Genomic DNA, 15,922 nt, shown 5'->3' with positions numbered 1-15,922 from the left:
CATCACCGTATGTGCTGTCGACTCGGGCAGGTGGTATTTCATGAACAGCTGCGTTCCTGAACCGGAACGGGTATGGACGGTTGGCACTGCTCCAGGCATATTCCCATCCATCGGCCACGGTATCGCCTTGTTCCGTCGGCCGCTGGAGTTTCTGAATTCTCTGCCCGTGCGGGGCGATCTGGTCGAGATACGTCTCGGCCCGCAGCGCGCCTGGATGGTGTGTCACCCGGAGCTGGTCCACCGGATGCTCCGGGACACCCGGACGTTCGACAAGGGCGGTCCGCAGTACGAGCGGCTCCGGGCGCTGATGGGCGGCGGCATCGTCACCTGCCCGCATGCGGAGCACCGGCGGCAGCGCAGGCTGCTGCAACCCACCTTCCGCCCGTCCAGCGTGGCCGGGCACACGGGTCTGATGGCCGAGGAGTCCGCGCTGCTGTGCCGTGACTGGCGGGCCGGGCAGAGGATCGATGTCAGTGCCGCGATGCTGGGGCTGACGACCCGGCTGATCAGCCGGGTCCTGCTGTCGGACTCGCTCGGCCCGGCCGCGGCCGACGAGGTGCGGCACTGCCTGGCCGCCATCGTCCGCGGCCTGTTCGTCCGCACGGTCGTGCCCGTCGAGGCCCTGTTCCGTCTTCCCACCCCGGCGAACCGCCGCTACCGGCGTGCGGTGGAACGGGTCCGCGAGCTCATCGACGCGGCCATCGCCGAGCGCCGCCGGGGCGCTCCCCGCGACGACCTGCTGGGACTCCTGCTGGCGGCGGCGTCCGCCCGGGGCGAGGGCGACTCGCCCCCGGTCACCGACCGGGAGGTGCACGACCAGTTGGTCTCACTCCTGCTCACGGGTTCCGAGAGTCCTTCGATGTGCCTGGCCTCCGCCTTCAGTCTCCTGGCCCGGCACCCGGAGGTGGAGCAGCGGCTGCACGCCGAGGTCGACACCGTGCTCGCGGGCAGGCTGCCCGACGCCGACGATCTGCCGCGCCTGGTCTACACCCGGGCCGTCCTCACCGAGACGCTGCGCCACTCCCCGCCCGGCTGGCTCTTCACCCGGGTCACGACCCGGGAGGCCGAGCTCGGCGGACGCCGTCTGCCGCGCGGCACCACCGTCCTCTACAGCCCCTATCTCCTGCACCACGACCCGGCGTCGTTCCCCGAGCCCGGCCGGTTCCTGCCCGAGCGCTGGCTGGAGGGCGAGGCCGCCGCCGGCCCGCACGGGGCGCTGGTCCCGTTCGCCGCGGGCAGCCGCAAGTGCATCGGCGACCTGTTCTCCCTGGCCGAGATGACGGTGGCCCTCGCGGCCATCACCGGCCGCTGGCGGCTGCGCCATCCGCCCGGACGCATCGCACCGTCGTGCCCGGGGGCGACGCTGGGGCCGAGGTCCCTCACCATGATCTGCGCACCACGGGCCGACGCGCCGGGCGGCACCGCGCCGCGCACCGTCGCCCTCACACCGGGGGCCGCGGCCGCTGCGCCCGGGACGGAGAAGAGCCGGAGGGACGGTGACAACGGTGTCCACCACGCATGAGGAGGCCGGAACCCTCACACAGAGCGCGATGCCCGCTGGGAACTTGGTGGAGCTGATCGACGCTCACCTCTACATGCCCTTCCCGTTCCGGCGGAATCCCCACGAGTCCGCGGCCGCGGCGGGCGTCGGCCACTGGCTGCGCGTGAGCGGCCTGAGCGACGAACCGGGGGTCACAGCGATGATCGCCCACACCCGCCCCGCCGAGCTCGCCTCCTTCAACAGCCCGGACACCGACGCGGGAATGCTCCAGCTGGTGGCCCATCAGATCGCCTACCAGTTCGTCTTCGACGACCGCGCCGAGGAGGTCGGCCGGCAGCGGCCGGGCTCACTGCTGCCCATGCTGTGCGAGAGCATCGCGATCCTGCGGGACGACGCCCCGCCCGCCACCCCGCTGGGAGCGGCCCTGGCCGACCTCTACCGGCAGATCCGCGAACGGTGCACCCCCGCACAGGCCGAACGCTGGGCCTCCAAGAGCCGCGAGTACGTGCACGGGCTGCTGTACGAGGCGGTGGCCCAGAACCACGACTCCCCCGTACGGTCCGGGCTGTGCACCTCGATACGGTCCCTCACCGCGGGCGTCGAACCCTTCTACCCGCTGTGCGAGGCGGCGCAGCCGTGCGAGCTGAGCGACGAGGAGCTCCATCACCCGCTCATGCGGCACCTGAGCCGGCTGTCGGCCGACGCGGCGGTGTGGATCCCCGACCTGTTCTCCGCGGTGAAGGAACAGCGGTCCGGGGAAATGATCAACCTCGCCCTGGCCTACCAGCGGGCCCACCAGTGCTCCCTGCCGGTAGCCGTCACCCTGGCCATCCGGCAGATCAACCGCACGATCCGCGAGTTCGAGAGGCTCTACGCCGAGATCGCACCGGAGTTGAGCCCTTCGGGCGTCGGCTACGTGGAGGGCATGGCCGGCTGGATCCGCGGCTGCTACTACTGGTCCCGCACCGTGCCGCGCTACGCGGACGCGGCCAGGGCCCCGACCCTGCGGTGAGGGCCCTCGGCTGCGGGCCGGGCGGCGGGTGCCCATCCGAGCCACCGTACCCACCGGATCGCCGCTCCACGCCGCCGTAGCGGGCCATTCACCCTTCTTCGTCGTGCTCGTCCCGGATTCCGGAACGGTGCAGGCCGGGAGGCGTACGCTCTGCGCTGCCTCCCGATGGCCGACGACAGGAAGCGGTACGGCACATGGCGAACGAGCTGCGGCAACCCCCGCCCGATTCCCGGCCGTTGCTCGAGCGCCGGAAGGAGCTCCGGGCACTCGACTCGGCGCTGACCGGCCTGCGCGACTGCGTCGACGGTGTGCCCCAGGCGCCACGCGGCGGGCTGCTCGCCTTCACCGGTGCGGCCGGGATGGGCAAGACCGCCCTGCTGACCGAGGCCCGGGCCCGCGCCCGGGCGCAGGGCTTCACCGTGCTGTCGGGCCGGGGCGGCGAGAAGGAGCAGGAGCTGGCGTTCCACGTGGTGCGCCAGCTCGTCCAGCCCTCCCTGGCGCCGATGGACGAGAAGGAGCTCCGTGACTTCCTGGGCGGCTGGTACGACATCGTCGCCGCCGCCCTCGGTCTGGTCGCGACACCGACCGGCCACGTGCCCGACCCGACCGGGGTCCGTGACGGACTCGACTGGGTGATGACGCGCCTCGCGGTGCAGAAGGCACCCCTCGTCCTGCTCCTGGACGACCTGCACTGGGCCGATGCCGAGTCGCTCGGCTGGCTCGCCTCCTTCGCTCCCCGGGCGGTGGACCTGTCCCTGCTGGTCGTCGTCGCCTACCGGCCCGACGAACTGCCGCCGGAGGGGGACGCCTTCAGCACCGCCGCCTCCGACACGGGGAACCGTCCCTTCACGCTGGCGCCGCTCAGTGCCGCCGCCGTGGCACGGATCGTCCGGGACGAAGTGGGCGAGCAGGCCGAGGAGGGATTCTGCGAGGAATGCTGGGAGGTCACCGGCGGGAGCCCCTTCGAGGCCGTCGAACTCGCCATCAGGCTCGGTGAGCGCCGGCTGCGGGGCGCCGGCCGGGACCTGCCCGTCATGCGTGAACTGGCCGCCGCGGTGACGGGCCCCGGGCTGATCGCGCGTCTGCGGGGGTTCGGTACCACGACCGTCCGCTTCGCCTACGCGGCGGCCGTCCTCGGTCAGGCCATCTCACCGGAACTGGCCGCCCGCATCGCGGCGATCGGCAGCGCCGCGGCGGCCGAGGCGACGGAGAAGCTGCGCGCCGCCCGCATCCTGGCCGACGGTGAGGAGCCGGGAGACAGCCTGGAGTTCGTCCATCCGCTGATCGCCGCCACGATCTACGGGTCCATCAAGCCGAGCCTGCGGGAGGGCATGCACAACTCGGCGGCCGAGGCGGTACTGGCGGCCGGGCTCGGATCCGCCGCCGCGGCCCGGCATCTGCTGGAGGTGCCCTGCGAGGGCAGCGCCGAGGCGGTCGTCTGCCTGCGGGCGGCCGCGCGTGAGGCCCTGCACTCCGGTGCTCCGGAGGCGGCCCGCCGACTGCTGAACCGGGCCCTGCAGGAGCCGCCGCTGCCGGAGGAGCGCGCCGCCCTGCTCCACGAACTCGCCTGCGCGACCTTCCTCATCAAGCCCACGGCCACCGTGGCGCATCTGCGGGAGGCACTGACGGAACCCGGCATCGATCCCGAGCTGCGTGCCTCGATGGTGTACCGGCTGACCCAGGCGCTGGCCCACACGGACCGGATGGCGGAGGCCGCGACGGTGGCCGCCGACGAGGCGCAGCGGGCAGCCCATCCCCGGATCCGGCTGCGGATGCAGGCCGACCACTTCGTCTGGAGCGCGTTCCGCACCGACGAGCGCGACTCGGCCGGCCGGTCCCGGACGCTCGCCCGGCTGGCCGGCCGTCTGACGGGCCGCGGCCTGGAGGAGCGGTACATCCTCGGACTGAGGGCGTGGGACGCCATGATGTGCGGCGAGCCCCGGCACGAGGCCCTGGCGTACGCCGAGAAGGCCCTGCGCGGCGGGCTGAGCTGGACCCACGAGAACCGGGGCTTCGAGGTTCCCGTCTCGGTCGCGCTGGTGTTCATGTACTGCGACCAGCCGCGACGGGCCGAGGAGCTGTTCGCGAAGGGCATGGCGGAGTGCGAGTCGAAGGGCTGGCGCGGCTCCCATATGGCCCTGAGCCAGACGCTCTCCGCGTACATCCGCTACCGCCGCGGCTGCCTGGCCGAGGCCGAGAGCCTGGTGCGCGAGGGTCTGCGCATCGCCGACCGGGTGGAGGGCGCGGTGCCCGCCCAGTGGTTCGCCGTCGGCATCCTGATCCAGACCCTCCTGGCCCGCGGCCGGGCGGTGGCGGCACGCCGGATCGCCGACACCTACCGCTACGGCGACACCATCCCGAACGCCGTCATCTACCCCGACCCGCGCACCGTCTACGCCGAGCTGCTCCTGGCCGAGGGCCGGCCCGACGAGGCCGCGCCGCTGCTGTCCGGGGTCGGCGAATGGCTGGAGGGCCGTGACTGGCGCAACCCCGCCTGGTGCCCGTGGCAGCTGGGGCTGGCGAGGGCTCTGGCCCGGACCGCTCCCGACCGGGCGGTGCACCACGCGCAGGACGCCGTGAAGCGGGCCCGGGACTTCGGCGCGGCATCCGCGATCGGCCAGGCGCTGCGCATCCAGGCGGAGGTGACGGGCGGGGCGGCGGCGCTCGACCTGCACGCGCAGGCCGTGGACCACCTACAGCGGTCACCGGCCGCGTACGAGCTGGCCGGCGCGCTGGTCGGCCACGGCGCCGCGCTGGCCCGCAACGGCCGCCTGCACGACGCCGCCGACCGGCTCTACCAGGGCCTGGAGGGCGCGGTGCACTGCGGCGCCGAGGGGCTGGCCGCCCGGGCCAGGCGCGAACTGTCCGCCGCCGGCCTGCGGCCGCTGCCTCTGCGCTACGCCCAGACGGACACGCTCACCACGCAGGAGCGCAAGGCCGCCGAGATGACGGCGCAGGGTCGTCCGGTGGCGGCCGTCGCCCAGGCACTACGCCTCACCGAGCAGGGCGTGCGGCAACTGCTCTCCTCCGTGTACCGCAAGATCGGCACCGACGCCGGAGGCCTGGCCGAGGCCTTGGAGACGTTCCCCCGGCCACGGCCGTGACCCGTCACATGCTGGTCCGGTCGTAGCCCTGCCGGGTCAGCGGACGCCGGCGCAGGGCACGGCGGACGCCGAACGGATCCAGCAGCACGCGACCCCCTCTCACTTTCCCAAGTGCCCTGCGCTGCCCACCACTTGACGTTGAACCGTTTCACTGCTTCTCTCGTAAGACTGTCTCTGGGAGCGCTCCCACCCCACCTCCATGTGAAGGGAACTCCGTGCAGACCTCCCCCCACGCCACCCCCAAACGCACCCTGCCCGCGCTGCTCACGGCCGTGCTGCTGGCCTGCCTGCTGTCCTGGGCAGGCGGCTCGCCCGCACACGGCACTCCGGGTGACGGCTCCGCGCCCGATCCGGACATCGCGTCCGCCGGACGCTGGGACGCCTCCTCCGGCAGAGCGGCCGAGGCCGCCGCTCCCGGGCAGCCGGGCGACCCGAACATCAAGTTCGTCGGCCGCTGGGACACGACCAGCTCCAGCACCGCCTACACCCCGTACTGGGCGGGTGCCTACTACCGGGTCGGCTTCACCGGACGGACCGTGAAGCTGAAGCAGCGGGGCACGATCGACCTGTGGGCGCGGATCGACAACGGGCCCGTGAAGTTCTACGACGACGTGAAGGGGACGGTGAACCTGACCCCGGCGGCCCTCTCCCCCGGCAACCACACGCTCCAGGTCAACTACCAGGTGGTGGCCGGTTCCTACCGGGGCGACGCCGTCTTCCAGGGGCTCGTCCTCGACAGCGGCGCGACGACCTTCGCACCGCCGGCCCCGGCCAGGCTGGTCGAGTTCGTCGGCGACTCGATCACCGTGGGCACGACGACCTCGCAGAACGCCAGGACCGCCTACGGCTGGCTGATCGGGGAACGGCTCGGCGTCGAGCACACGCAGATCGCGCAGGGCGGTGCGTGCCTGGTGGCCGCGGCCGACGGATGCGTCGGTCTGGAGCGGCAGTTCACCAAGCTCAACCCCAACCGGGCGACGCCCGACTGGAACTTCTCGCGCTACCGCGCCGATGCGGTCGTCATCAACCTCGGCACCAACGACGTGGGGCACGGGGTGAGTTCGACGCAGTTCCAGTCGGCGTACAGCAGCCTCCTGCGCAAGGTCCGGGCCGCGTACCCCAACGCGTGGATCTTCGCGCTGGAGACGTTCCGCGGACGGTACGTCCCGCAGACCGAGGCCGCTGTGCGGGCCGCTGTCGCCGGGGGTGACGCCCGCGTGTCCTTCGTGGACACGACCGGCTGGCTGAGGTCGGGCGACCTGACGGACTCGGTGCATCCCAGCGACCGGGGGCACCGGGCCGTCGCCGACCGGCTGGCGCCGCTCATCGCGGCGAGGATCGGGGCGTAGGGGCGATTCCAGGGGGCGGGCCTCACACCTGGCCGGGGCCCGTCCCTCCCTTCAGGCGTTCCAGGTCGGAGGGGCGGACCTGGATGACGACCAGGGCGATCAGGGCGGCGACGGCGGTGAAGACGGCCGCCATGATGAAGGCGGCCGAGACGCCGGACGTGAGGATCTCGTCGGACCAGGGCTTGGGCAGTTCCCCGGTGCGTTCGAACCGCAGGCGTTCGGCCGGGGTCGCCTGCCGGAGGAAGTCCGGGACCTGATTCTCCGCCTTGTTGGCGCTGGCCGTGCCGTACATCGTGACCAGGATGGACAGGCCGAGGGAGCCACCGACCTGCTGGGTGGCGTTGAGGATTCCGGAGGCCGCGCCGGTCTCCGGGGTGGGCACGTTCGACAGCGCCATGAGGGTCAGCGACACGAACTCCATGCCCATGCCCAGACTGAAGACGAGCATCGGGCCGAGGACGCTGCCCGCGTAGGTGGAGTGCACGTCGGTCAGGGTGAGCCAGGCCAGTCCGATCGCCGCCAGGATCGCGCCCACCACCATGAACGGCTTGGGCCCGTAGACGGGCAGGAACCGCGAGGCCAGTCCGGCGCCGACCGCGATGACCGCGCTGACCGGCAGGAAGGCCAGTCCGGCCGCGAGCGGGCTGAAGTCCAGCACGTTCTGCACGAACAGCGTGAGGAAGAAGAACATGCCGAAGATCGCGGCGGCGAGGCACAGCATGATGCCGTAGGTGCCCGCGCGGTTGCGGTCGGCGAACATGTGCAGCGGCGTGATGGGCTGTCTGGAGCGCCGCTCGATCAGGACGAAGGCCGCCAGGAGCACCACCGCGCCGGCGAACGAGGCCAGGGTGAGGGAGTTGCGCCAGCCGTCCTGCGCGGCCCTGATGAATCCGTAGACCAGCAGCACCATGCCCGCCGTGGAGGTGAGCGCGCCGGTGACGTCGAAGCGGCCGGGGTGACGTTCGGACTCCCTGATCCAGCGCGGTGTCGCGAGCACGATGAGCAGGCCGATGGGCACGTTGACGAACAGCACCCACCGCCAGTTCAGCCACTCCACCAGCATGCCGCCCGCGAGCAGCCCGATCGCGCCGCCGCCCGCGGAGACCGCGGCGAAGACCCCGAAGGCGCGGTTGCGTTCCGGGCCTTCGCGGAAGGTGGTGCTGATCAGGGCGAGGGCCGTCGGGGAGGCGATGGCGCCGCCGACGCCCTGCAGGGCGCGGGCCCCGAGGAGTTGGCCGGCGTTCTGGGCGAACCCGCCGAGCAGGGAGGCGAGCACGAACAGCAGCACGCCGAAGACGAAGACGCGCCGCCGTCCCAGGATGTCGCCGGCCCGGCCGCCGAGCAGCAGCAGGCCGCCGAAGGTGAGCGTGTACGCGTTCACCACCCACGACAGGCTCGTGGTGGAGAAGTCCAGGGAGCTCTGGATGTGCGGCAGCGCGATGTTCACGATGGTGATGTCGAGGACCACCATCAGCTGGCAGGAGGCGATGACCAGGAGTGCCATCGCGTTCCCGCCGCCACTGGATCCCTTGGTGGTGGTCGCCTGTGAGACCGGCTGCGGGCCACTGCCTGCGGTGTCCACCGTTCGACGGTACGTCCGGCCTCCAGCGCTCACCACTCGATCACCCTCTGCCCCTGTGAGGGCCGTGCGCTGACGGCAGTCGCTCGGGCGGGAACGCCAGTTGCGCTGCGGCCCCGAACTGGAATTCCGGGAGTGTGCGGCGACACTCCGAGGAAGGCGGACCGGCGGGCCGCGTACGGAACCAACGCCCCGCCGGACCGGCTGGTGCACGGGTCCGCAAGCTGGTGCGGGGGCAGCGGTTCGCCGATCCCGAGTTCGCGCTGGCGCTGGACGCGGGAGCGAACCCGCTGACGCCGCACGAGGTGGAGGTGCTGCGGCTGACCGCCGACGGCACGCCCACGCGGGAGATCGCCGAGCGGCTGTGCCTGTCCGTGGCGACGGTCAAGCAACCATCTCGGCGATCACCCGGAAGACGGGGGGCGCAACCGCATCGACGCGATCCGCATCGCCCTGGAGTCGGGCTGGGCGTGAGCCTCACGTCCGCAGACGCCCTGGCAGAGGAGCGGCCGGGCAGGTCATCGAGGTGTACCTGCCCGGCCCCCGCGGGCCCTCGCTCCCTGCCGGGGTCTGTCACGAGCATCCCAGCCCCGGCGCCCCGCCGGCCAGCACCGTTCGTCACGCGTCCGGCGTGAACGCGTCCTCCCGGGACCGGGAGGAACGCCGATGCGGGATGGGCGTTGGGCTCGGCCTCTTCGCGGTCAGCGGCCGCCGCGGATGAGGCCCGTCAGGTAGCGCCACAGCGAGGAGCGCTGCCGGGCGGACGGGTCCGGAAGGATCTCCTGGGCCACCTCCGGCGCGGGGTCGTCCGTCCACGGCCGCGCGGGCGGCGCCGAGGCGAGTTCGTACCGCACGGGCAGCGAGCGCAAGCCGCGCATGAACGGCGAGGAGCGCCAGGGCAGTTGGTCGGCGGGCAGGGCGAGGTCGAGGTGGTCGAACCGCTCGAACAGGCGGCCCACGCCGGCCGCCGCGACCGTGGAGGCGAGTTCCCGCGCCGGGCACTGGCGCGGACCCGCCCCCCAGGACAGATGCGCGCGGGTGCTGATGGTGGTGCCGGAGGCGACGTGGTCGGCGAAGAGCGGGTCGGCGTGCGCGGCGGCCGAGGAGACCCACACCGGGTCACCGGCCCGGATGGTGTAGTTGCCGAGCGGGGTGTCCTCGGCCGCGAAGCGCGGGACGAAGTTCACCAGGGGCGGCTTGCGCATGACCACGCGGTTCATGGTCTCCCTGACCATCCCGGCGGACAGGCTGGCGCGCACGCTGCCCTCCCCCGAGATGACCTCCACGACCGTGTTGGAGATGAGGATGCCGACGTGGTCGGAGGTCATGCCCAGCAGCATGAACAGCTCGCGGGCCAGCTGGTCGAGCGACAGGTCCGGGTGCGCGGCCAGCAGGTAGGAGGGGAAGTCGTCGCCGGGCTGCTCCAGCTTCAGCGCGGCCAGTTCCGCCAGCGTCGCCAGCAGGCGCTCCAGCGCGGCCTCGGCGTCCGGGCCCGCGTCCAGCACGCGCCACATGTCCATCAGCGCGTCGTCGCCCTGCGAGCCGGGGAAGCCGAGCAGATGGCTGGCCACCATCAGGGGCAGCGGCCGGGAGAACTGCGCGGACAGGTCGGCCACGCCGGTCCTGCCGCCCTGCCCGACCAGGGTGATCAGCTCGTCGGCGTAGGCCGTGACGGCGGACTTCAGGCGCTTGGCCTGCGGGTGGCGGGGGTCCTGGAAGGGTTTGAGGGCCACGTCCCAGGCGGTGCGCAGCGGCCGGTAGCCGGGGCCGCCCTGGATCAGGATGTGGTTGACCTCCAGGGACGGGCCGAGCGGCCAGTCGGCCGGCACCCGGCCCTCGGAGCGGGCCCGCCAGTTCTCCAGGCCCTTGGGCCAGCCGTCGTCGTCCTGGAGCACCCGGAGCGCCTCACGGTAGCCGAGGACCAGCCAGGCGGGCACCCCGAGCAGATCGACGGGCGCGACCGGACCGTGCTGCTGCCGGAGCCGCTCGTACACGAGCGCGGGACGCGTCTCGTAGTCCCTGGTCAGCAGCGGTTCGGGACGCAGTGTCTCCAACCGCGTGTCGTCCAGGTCCACGGATCCGCCGTCACCCCGCTGGGATTCCATCGCTTGCCACCCTCCGACACGCCCTGTACCGGCGCGCCATCAGCCGGTAACCGGAAACGGGGGGACCCTACCTCAGGCCGAACCGACGGGTAACGACGGGGGTGGGGTGACGCGGAAGCCTGGGTCGCGTATCAGGCCGCGGTGTAACCGAGTTGACGCCGCATGTAGGGCGTCATGAGGGTCTTCGCCTTGGCCAGGGTGGTGGTGCGGCTGCCGAGGACCGCGGGCTCGCCGCCCGGGACGGGCAGCACGGTCAGTCCGTCGGCCGGGCCGAACGGCACGATGAACGGGGGACGGTGGACCGGCCGGTAGAAGCGCGGCTCCTTGCGGTGCCTGCCCGGACTCTGCAGGTAGGCACGGATGTTGTGGGCGGCCAGGTCCGCCTGGGCGAGGGCGGCCGGGGTGATCTTGAGTTCGCTTACGTCGTTGACGTCGCCGACGGCGAACACGTCGAGCCTGCCCTCGACCCGGAGGGTCCGGTCGACCTTCACATGTCCGGCGCCGTCGAGCCAGTCGCCGTGCCCGGCCAGGCGGAGCCAGAGGGTGTTGGGGGTGGTGCCGGTCGCCCAGAAGGACAGATCGGCCTCGAGGACGGTGCCGCGGGCGTCGCGGTAGGTGCCGAAGTCGTTGCCGGGTGACATGAAGGAGTCGAGCCGCACCTCGACGTCGTGGGACTCCAGCCATGCCAGGGCCTTGCGGCCGGGGCGCTCGCTTCCGGCGGAGTCGAGCAGGGCGGGCCCGGAGTGGGCGAGGGTGACCCGGGCGTCCGGGCGGGCGAGGCGGATCTCGGCGCTGAGTTCGACGCCGCCGGGTCCGCCCCCGACGACCAGGACATGCTCGGCCGTGGCGACGTTGCGCTGATGCTCGGCGAACGACTTGGCCGCTTCCTCGGTGGTGGTGCCGGTGAAGCGGGCGGGCTCGGGATAGTCGGCGCCGGTGGCGATCACGAGCACGTCGTAGGGCAGCCGCTCACCGGTGGCGAGGACCACCTCCCGCTCGGCGGTGTCGATGCGGACGGCCTTGCCGGTGACGACCCGGCCCTGGTGCAGCAGCCGGTCGTAGGGGATGAAGGGGGCGTGGGTCCACTCGGGGCGGATGCCCGCGCGCAGGGAGGCGACCCGGTGGAAGAAGACCTCCTTGCGGTCCACCAGCGTGACCCGGGCCGTGCCGTCCAGCCGCTTCGCCAGCCGGACACCGGCGTAGCCGCCGCCGATCACCACTACGTCGCCGTCGAACACACCGAGTCTCCTGTGCCGGGGTGGGGGGATCGAGTGCCGCCGCGGACGGGCCCCGCTCGGATTCGGCTCCCGGCGGTCACTCGACTGACCGCGACAGTAGCGCTTGAAGGTTAAAGGGATTACAGGGATCCGTGCATGTTCCGTGAAGGCATCGGCACTTGACCGGCCGTCACTTCCCCCAGATCTTCCGGTAGGCCTCCCGGTAGCCCGTCGGATTCCAGGCCGAGGCGCCCTCGCTGTTTTCGGCCGTGGCGATGTGCACGGGCGCCACATAGCCGCTGGCGGGACGGCCGGAGAAGGCGCGGTTGAACTCGTCGACGATCTGCCAGCCCTGCAGGGACAGCGGCTCGGGCACGGTGGCGGCCTGGTACTGCTCGCTGTTGATGCGCTGGAAGGCGGACGGGTCGCCGTCCCCGGCGCCGATGTTGAAGGGCGGGCCCGAGCCCTTCACGCCGGCCGCGCGGAAGGCGGGGGCGGCGTCGGCGAAGTACAGGTCGTTGATGGCCACGGAGTGGGTCCACCGGTCCTGGAACCGGGAGAGCAGGGAGGAGATCTCCCGCGGGGTGCGGCTGCTCGCGTCCGGAATCGGGATGTTCTCCACCGACAGCAGCCGCACGCCCTGGCAGCGCTCCAGCTCCTTCCGGATCAGGTCGGACTTGTTCCGCGCGAAGGGGATCGAGGCGTCGGTGATGAGGACGACCCCGGCGCGTCCGCCCGAGTCGGCGATGACCCACTGGGCGCTGATGCGGGCCACGTCCTGGACCCGGGTGGTGACGTTGGTGAAGAGGTCGGGCCGCAGGCTGGGGCCCGGCTCGGGGACCGCGTGCCAGCCGATGAGCGGGATGCGCAGGGCGTTGGCCCGGGCGGCCTGCTGTGCCGTCGAGTCGGGGTCGAAGCCGCCGATGACGATGCCCGCTGGCCTGAGGGCCACGGCTTCGCTCATGGCCGCCTGGATGCCGGCCGGTGTGCCCTGGCCGTCGATCACCCGGACGTCCCAGCCGATGACCCGCGCGGCTTCCCGCACCCCTTCGGCCGTGCCCGCGACGCCCGGGTTGGTCATGGTCTGGGCGACGTAGACGATGGTCTTGCGGGACACCGCCTCCGGGCCGTCGGCGGGGCCGTCCCAGGCGATGTCGGTCCGCTCCGCCCGGGTGACGGCTTCCCCGGCCCGGGCGTGGACGGCGGGGCAGCCGCTGCGGCCCGTGGCGGTCTCGTCGGCGCCGTCCGTCGAACCGCGTTCGCAGCCGGTGAGGACGGCGGCCGCGGCCAGCAGCACGCAGGAGGCGAGCCGCGCGGTGCGGAGTGCGGGGGCGGCCTTGCGGGTGCGGTCCACGGGTGCTCCTGTGAGGGGATCGACGGGATCTGCCGAAGAGGTCAGGGGGGCGCGCCCGCCGTACCGCCCTCGGGGACCGCGGAGGGCGGGGGCGGCGGCGCGGCGGGGGTGTCGCGGGCCGCACCGCCGCGCAGCCGGCGGCGGGCGGCGTATCCGGCCAGGCCCACGGCGATGAGCAGCGTGCCGCCGTGGAACAGTGGGACGGTCCAGAAATCGGCGCCCAGCTGGGCGATGCCGGTGAGGCCGACGGCGAGGACGGCCACGGCGACGACCGTGCCGAGGGGGTTGGGGCGGCCCGGCCTGATCGCCGTGGAGCCGAGGAGGGCGCCGACGAAGGCGGGCAGCAGATAGTCGAGGCCGACGCTCGGGTTGCCGATCTGCTGCTGGGCCGCGAGCAGCACTCCGGCGAAGCCGACGATCAGACCCGAGGCGGCGAACGCGTAGACGGTGTACGTGCGGGTCGGGATGCCGACGAGGTCGGCCGCCCGCGGGTTCGAGCCGACGACGTACAGGTACCGGCCGAGCGGCAGCCGCTCCAGCACCAGCCAGAGGACGGCCGCGAGGGCGAGCACGTAGAAGGCGGGGACCGGCAGGCCGAGGAACGAGGAGTCGTAGAGGTCGGTGAACGCGGGCGGGAGGCCCTGCGGGCCGGGGACGATCCGGCCGCCGTCGGTGACCCAGCCGGTCACCGCGTACATCATGCTGCCGGTGCCGAGGGTGGCGATGAAGGAGTCGATCCGGCCGAACACGACGATGATGCCGTTGAGGACGCCCACGACCAGCCCTCCGGCGACAACGGTGAGGCATGCGAGCGGCCAGGGCCAGGCCAGTTCGACGACGAGTTGCAGCACCATCACATGGGCCAGGCCGAGGCCGTAGCCGATGGAGAGGTCGAACGCGCCGGTGACGATGGGCACCATGGCGGCCAGGGCGAGGACGGCGGGGATCGACTGGCTGAACAGGATCGAGTCGAGGGTGTCCAGCGTGGGGAAGGTGTCCGGCAGGGCGAGGGAGAAGACCAGGTAGAGCAGGGCGGTGAGGGCGAGCAGGCCGTAGGCGCCGATGTGGTGCCCGCCCGGACGGCGAAGGCGCCCGGGGCGGCGCTGAGGCCGGGGCGGGGGCGTCATGGGTGCCCTGCGGTGGACGGGGGCATGGCCGAGGCCGCCCGGGTGAGTCCGGCGACGGTGAGGGCGGGGCCGCTCAGCTCGGCCGTCACGGCTCCGCGCACGAACACCAGCGTGCGCCGGCACACGCTCGCCACCTCCTCGAAGTCGGTGGACAGCAGCAGGACCGCGAGGCCGGCCTCCAGTGCCTCGTGGAGCAGGCGGTGGATGGTGGCCTTGGCGCCGACATCCACGCTCGCGGTCGGCTCCTCGAGGATCAGCAGCCGTAGGTCCGCCCGCAGCCAGCGGCCGATCATGACTTTTTGCTGGTTGCCGCCGGAGAGGGTGGCGATGGGGGCCTCGCTGTCGCGGGGGCGCACCGAGAACCGGTCGATCAGCTGTGCCGCCCGGGCGCGTTCGCGGCGGGGCCCGATCCAGCGCGGTGCCGGCGGGCCGCCCGCGCGGGGGTTGGCCAGGAGGTTCTCCCGGACGGTCAGCTCGGCGAGGCAGCCTTCCCGCAGCCGGTCGCCCGGTACGAGGCCGACCCCGAGGGCGACGGCCTCGGCGACGGTGCGAGGGCGGTAGGGCCGCCCGTGGAGCACGGCCCGCCCGCCCAGGAGGGGCAGGGCCCCGGCCAGGGCGCGGCCCAGATCCATGTGCCCGGCACCCGAGAGGCCGACCAGGCCGAGGACCTCTCCGGCAGCGAGCTCCAGGCTGACCGGCCCGGCGCGGCCGGTGCGTACGCCGTCGAGGGTCATGACGGCCGGTGCGTCGGCCGGGGCTGCGGCGGGACGGCGGGCGGCCGGTTTCTCCTCCTCGCCGACGATGTCCCGGACCAGGCGGGTGGGGCTGTGGCCGGCGAGCCGGCCGTGGCTGACGAGGCGGCCGTCGCGCAGGACGGCGAAGGTGTCGGCGACCTGGTAGACCTCGTCCAGGCGGTGACTGACGTAGAGGAGGGCGTGCCCCCGGTCACGCAGACCGTGCAGGACGCGGAAGAGCCGGACGCTGTCCGCGGCGGGCAGACGGGCGGTGGGCTCGTCGAGGACGATGAGCCGTGCGCGTGCCGCGAGGGCCCGGGCGATCGCGACCAGCGAGCGGTCGGCGGGCGTGAGTCCGGAGACCGGCGCGTCGGGGTCGAGGTGACCGGCGACGCTCCGCAGCGCGTCGACGCAGCGTTCGCGGGTGCCCCGCCAGGAGACGATCCCGGCCCGGCGCGCGTACCCGTTGGTCAGGGCGATGTTCTCGGCGACCGTCATCCACTCCACGAGGCCGAGGTCCTGGTGGATGAAGGACATGCCGCGGGCGGCGGTGCGGCTGCCGAGGGGCTCCCCGGCGACGGTGATCTGCCCCGCGTCGGCCTGGTGGACACCGGCGAGGATCTTGATGAGCGTGGACTTCCCGGCGCCGTTGGGCCCGAGGAGGGCGAGGACACTGCCGGTGTGGACGTCGAGGTCGACCCCGGCCAGCGCGACGGTCCCGCCGAACCGCTTGCCGAGCCCCCGGATCCGGACCAGGGGCTCCGGGCCGAAGGGCGAGGCCGCCTTCGTCGAGGTGCCGGGAGCGTCATACACCCGAACAAATTACATCATTTCGGGCAC

The 15,922-nt window shown here is 72.9% G+C and carries 11 protein-coding genes; 5 read left to right on the top strand and 6 right to left on the bottom strand.

All coding sequences use genetic code 11. The features are described 5' to 3' along the window. The first annotated feature begins 166 nt into the window (after positions 1-166). The 4 genes from ACZ5TL_RS20720 (at position 167) to ACZ5TL_RS20705 (ending at position 6,966) form a co-directional block, all read left to right on the top strand. On the top strand, positions 167-1,522 hold the full coding sequence (locus tag ACZ5TL_RS20720) for a cytochrome P450 (protein ID WP_468591465.1): 1,356 nt from the start codon (positions 167-169) through the stop codon (positions 1,520-1,522). Further along, positions 1,506-2,513, top strand: a complete 1,008-nt coding sequence (locus tag ACZ5TL_RS20715; RefSeq protein WP_468591464.1) for a (-)-alpha-amorphene synthase — start codon at positions 1,506-1,508, stop codon at positions 2,511-2,513. Before ACZ5TL_RS20720 ends, ACZ5TL_RS20715 begins: the two co-directional genes overlap by 17 nt. Before the next feature lie 194 nt (positions 2,514-2,707). Further along, positions 2,708-5,617 carry an ATP-binding protein gene (locus tag ACZ5TL_RS20710; protein WP_468591463.1) on the top strand — a complete coding sequence of 970 codons (2,910 nt, stop codon included), beginning with the start codon at positions 2,708-2,710 and terminating at the stop codon, positions 5,615-5,617. Positions 5,618-5,832: 215 nt separating this feature from the next. Then, complete coding sequence (locus tag ACZ5TL_RS20705) at positions 5,833-6,966, top strand: SGNH/GDSL hydrolase family protein (protein ID WP_468591461.1); 1,134 nt, start codon at positions 5,833-5,835, stop codon at positions 6,964-6,966. A gap of 22 nt (positions 6,967-6,988) precedes the next feature. Here ACZ5TL_RS20705 and ACZ5TL_RS20700 read toward each other — a convergent pair whose 3' ends face one another. Beyond that, a complete protein-coding gene (locus ACZ5TL_RS20700) occupies positions 6,989-8,470 on the bottom strand; it encodes an MFS transporter (RefSeq protein WP_468591576.1) in 1,482 nt (493 codons plus the stop codon). A gap of 212 nt (positions 8,471-8,682) precedes the next feature. Here ACZ5TL_RS20700 and ACZ5TL_RS20695 point away from each other — a divergent pair, with 212 nt between their 5' ends. Then, on the top strand, positions 8,683-9,180 hold the full coding sequence (locus ACZ5TL_RS20695) for a helix-turn-helix transcriptional regulator (protein WP_468591460.1): 498 nt from the start codon (positions 8,683-8,685) through the stop codon (positions 9,178-9,180). Between the two features lie 66 nt (positions 9,181-9,246). On the opposite strand, the gene ACZ5TL_RS20690 is transcribed toward ACZ5TL_RS20695, so the two are convergent. From ACZ5TL_RS20690 to ACZ5TL_RS20670, 5 genes are all read right to left on the bottom strand, one after another. Beyond that, positions 9,247-10,650 (bottom strand): cytochrome P450, encoded by a 1,404-nt coding sequence (locus ACZ5TL_RS20690; RefSeq protein WP_468591459.1) that lies wholly within the window; start codon positions 10,648-10,650, stop codon positions 9,247-9,249. 131 nt (positions 10,651-10,781) lie between these two features. Further along, the gene (locus tag ACZ5TL_RS20685; protein ID WP_468591458.1) at positions 10,782-11,888 is read right to left on the bottom strand and encodes an NAD(P)/FAD-dependent oxidoreductase; all 1,107 of its coding nucleotides are present in this window, start codon (positions 11,886-11,888) and stop codon (positions 10,782-10,784) included. Positions 11,889-12,057: 169 nt separating this feature from the next. Continuing rightward, positions 12,058-13,221, bottom strand: a complete 1,164-nt coding sequence (locus tag ACZ5TL_RS20680; protein WP_468591457.1) for a substrate-binding domain-containing protein — start codon at positions 13,219-13,221, stop codon at positions 12,058-12,060. A gap of 41 nt (positions 13,222-13,262) precedes the next feature. Continuing rightward, the gene (locus tag ACZ5TL_RS20675; protein WP_468591455.1) at positions 13,263-14,348 is read right to left on the bottom strand and encodes an ABC transporter permease; all 1,086 of its coding nucleotides are present in this window, start codon (positions 14,346-14,348) and stop codon (positions 13,263-13,265) included. Next, positions 14,345-15,895 carry a sugar ABC transporter ATP-binding protein gene (locus tag ACZ5TL_RS20670; protein WP_468591454.1) on the bottom strand — a complete coding sequence of 517 codons (1,551 nt, stop codon included), beginning with the start codon at positions 15,893-15,895 and terminating at the stop codon, positions 14,345-14,347. Before ACZ5TL_RS20670 ends, ACZ5TL_RS20675 begins: the two co-directional genes overlap by 4 nt. Between the last annotated feature and the right edge of the window lie 27 nt (positions 15,896-15,922).

The organism is Streptomyces sp. NPDC033136 (assembly GCF_055578235.1).
This window is presented reverse-complemented; position numbering and strand designations above follow the sequence as displayed.

What these genes read in the sequence shown, in the direction of transcription:
- ACZ5TL_RS20710 (WP_468591463.1), top strand. Translation starts at nt 2,708, where the DNA reads ATGGCGAACGAGCTGCGGCAACCCCCGCCCGATTCCCGGCCGTTGCTC.
- ACZ5TL_RS20700 (WP_468591576.1), bottom strand. Translation starts at nt 8,470, where the DNA reads ATGGCACTCCTGGTCATCGCCTCCTGCCAGCTGATGGTGGTCCTCGAC.
- ACZ5TL_RS20690 (WP_468591459.1), bottom strand. Translation starts at nt 10,650, where the DNA reads ATGGAATCCCAGCGGGGTGACGGCGGATCCGTGGACCTGGACGACACG.
- ACZ5TL_RS20675 (WP_468591455.1), bottom strand. Translation starts at nt 14,348, where the DNA reads ATGACGCCCCCGCCCCGGCCTCAGCGCCGCCCCGGGCGCCTTCGCCGT.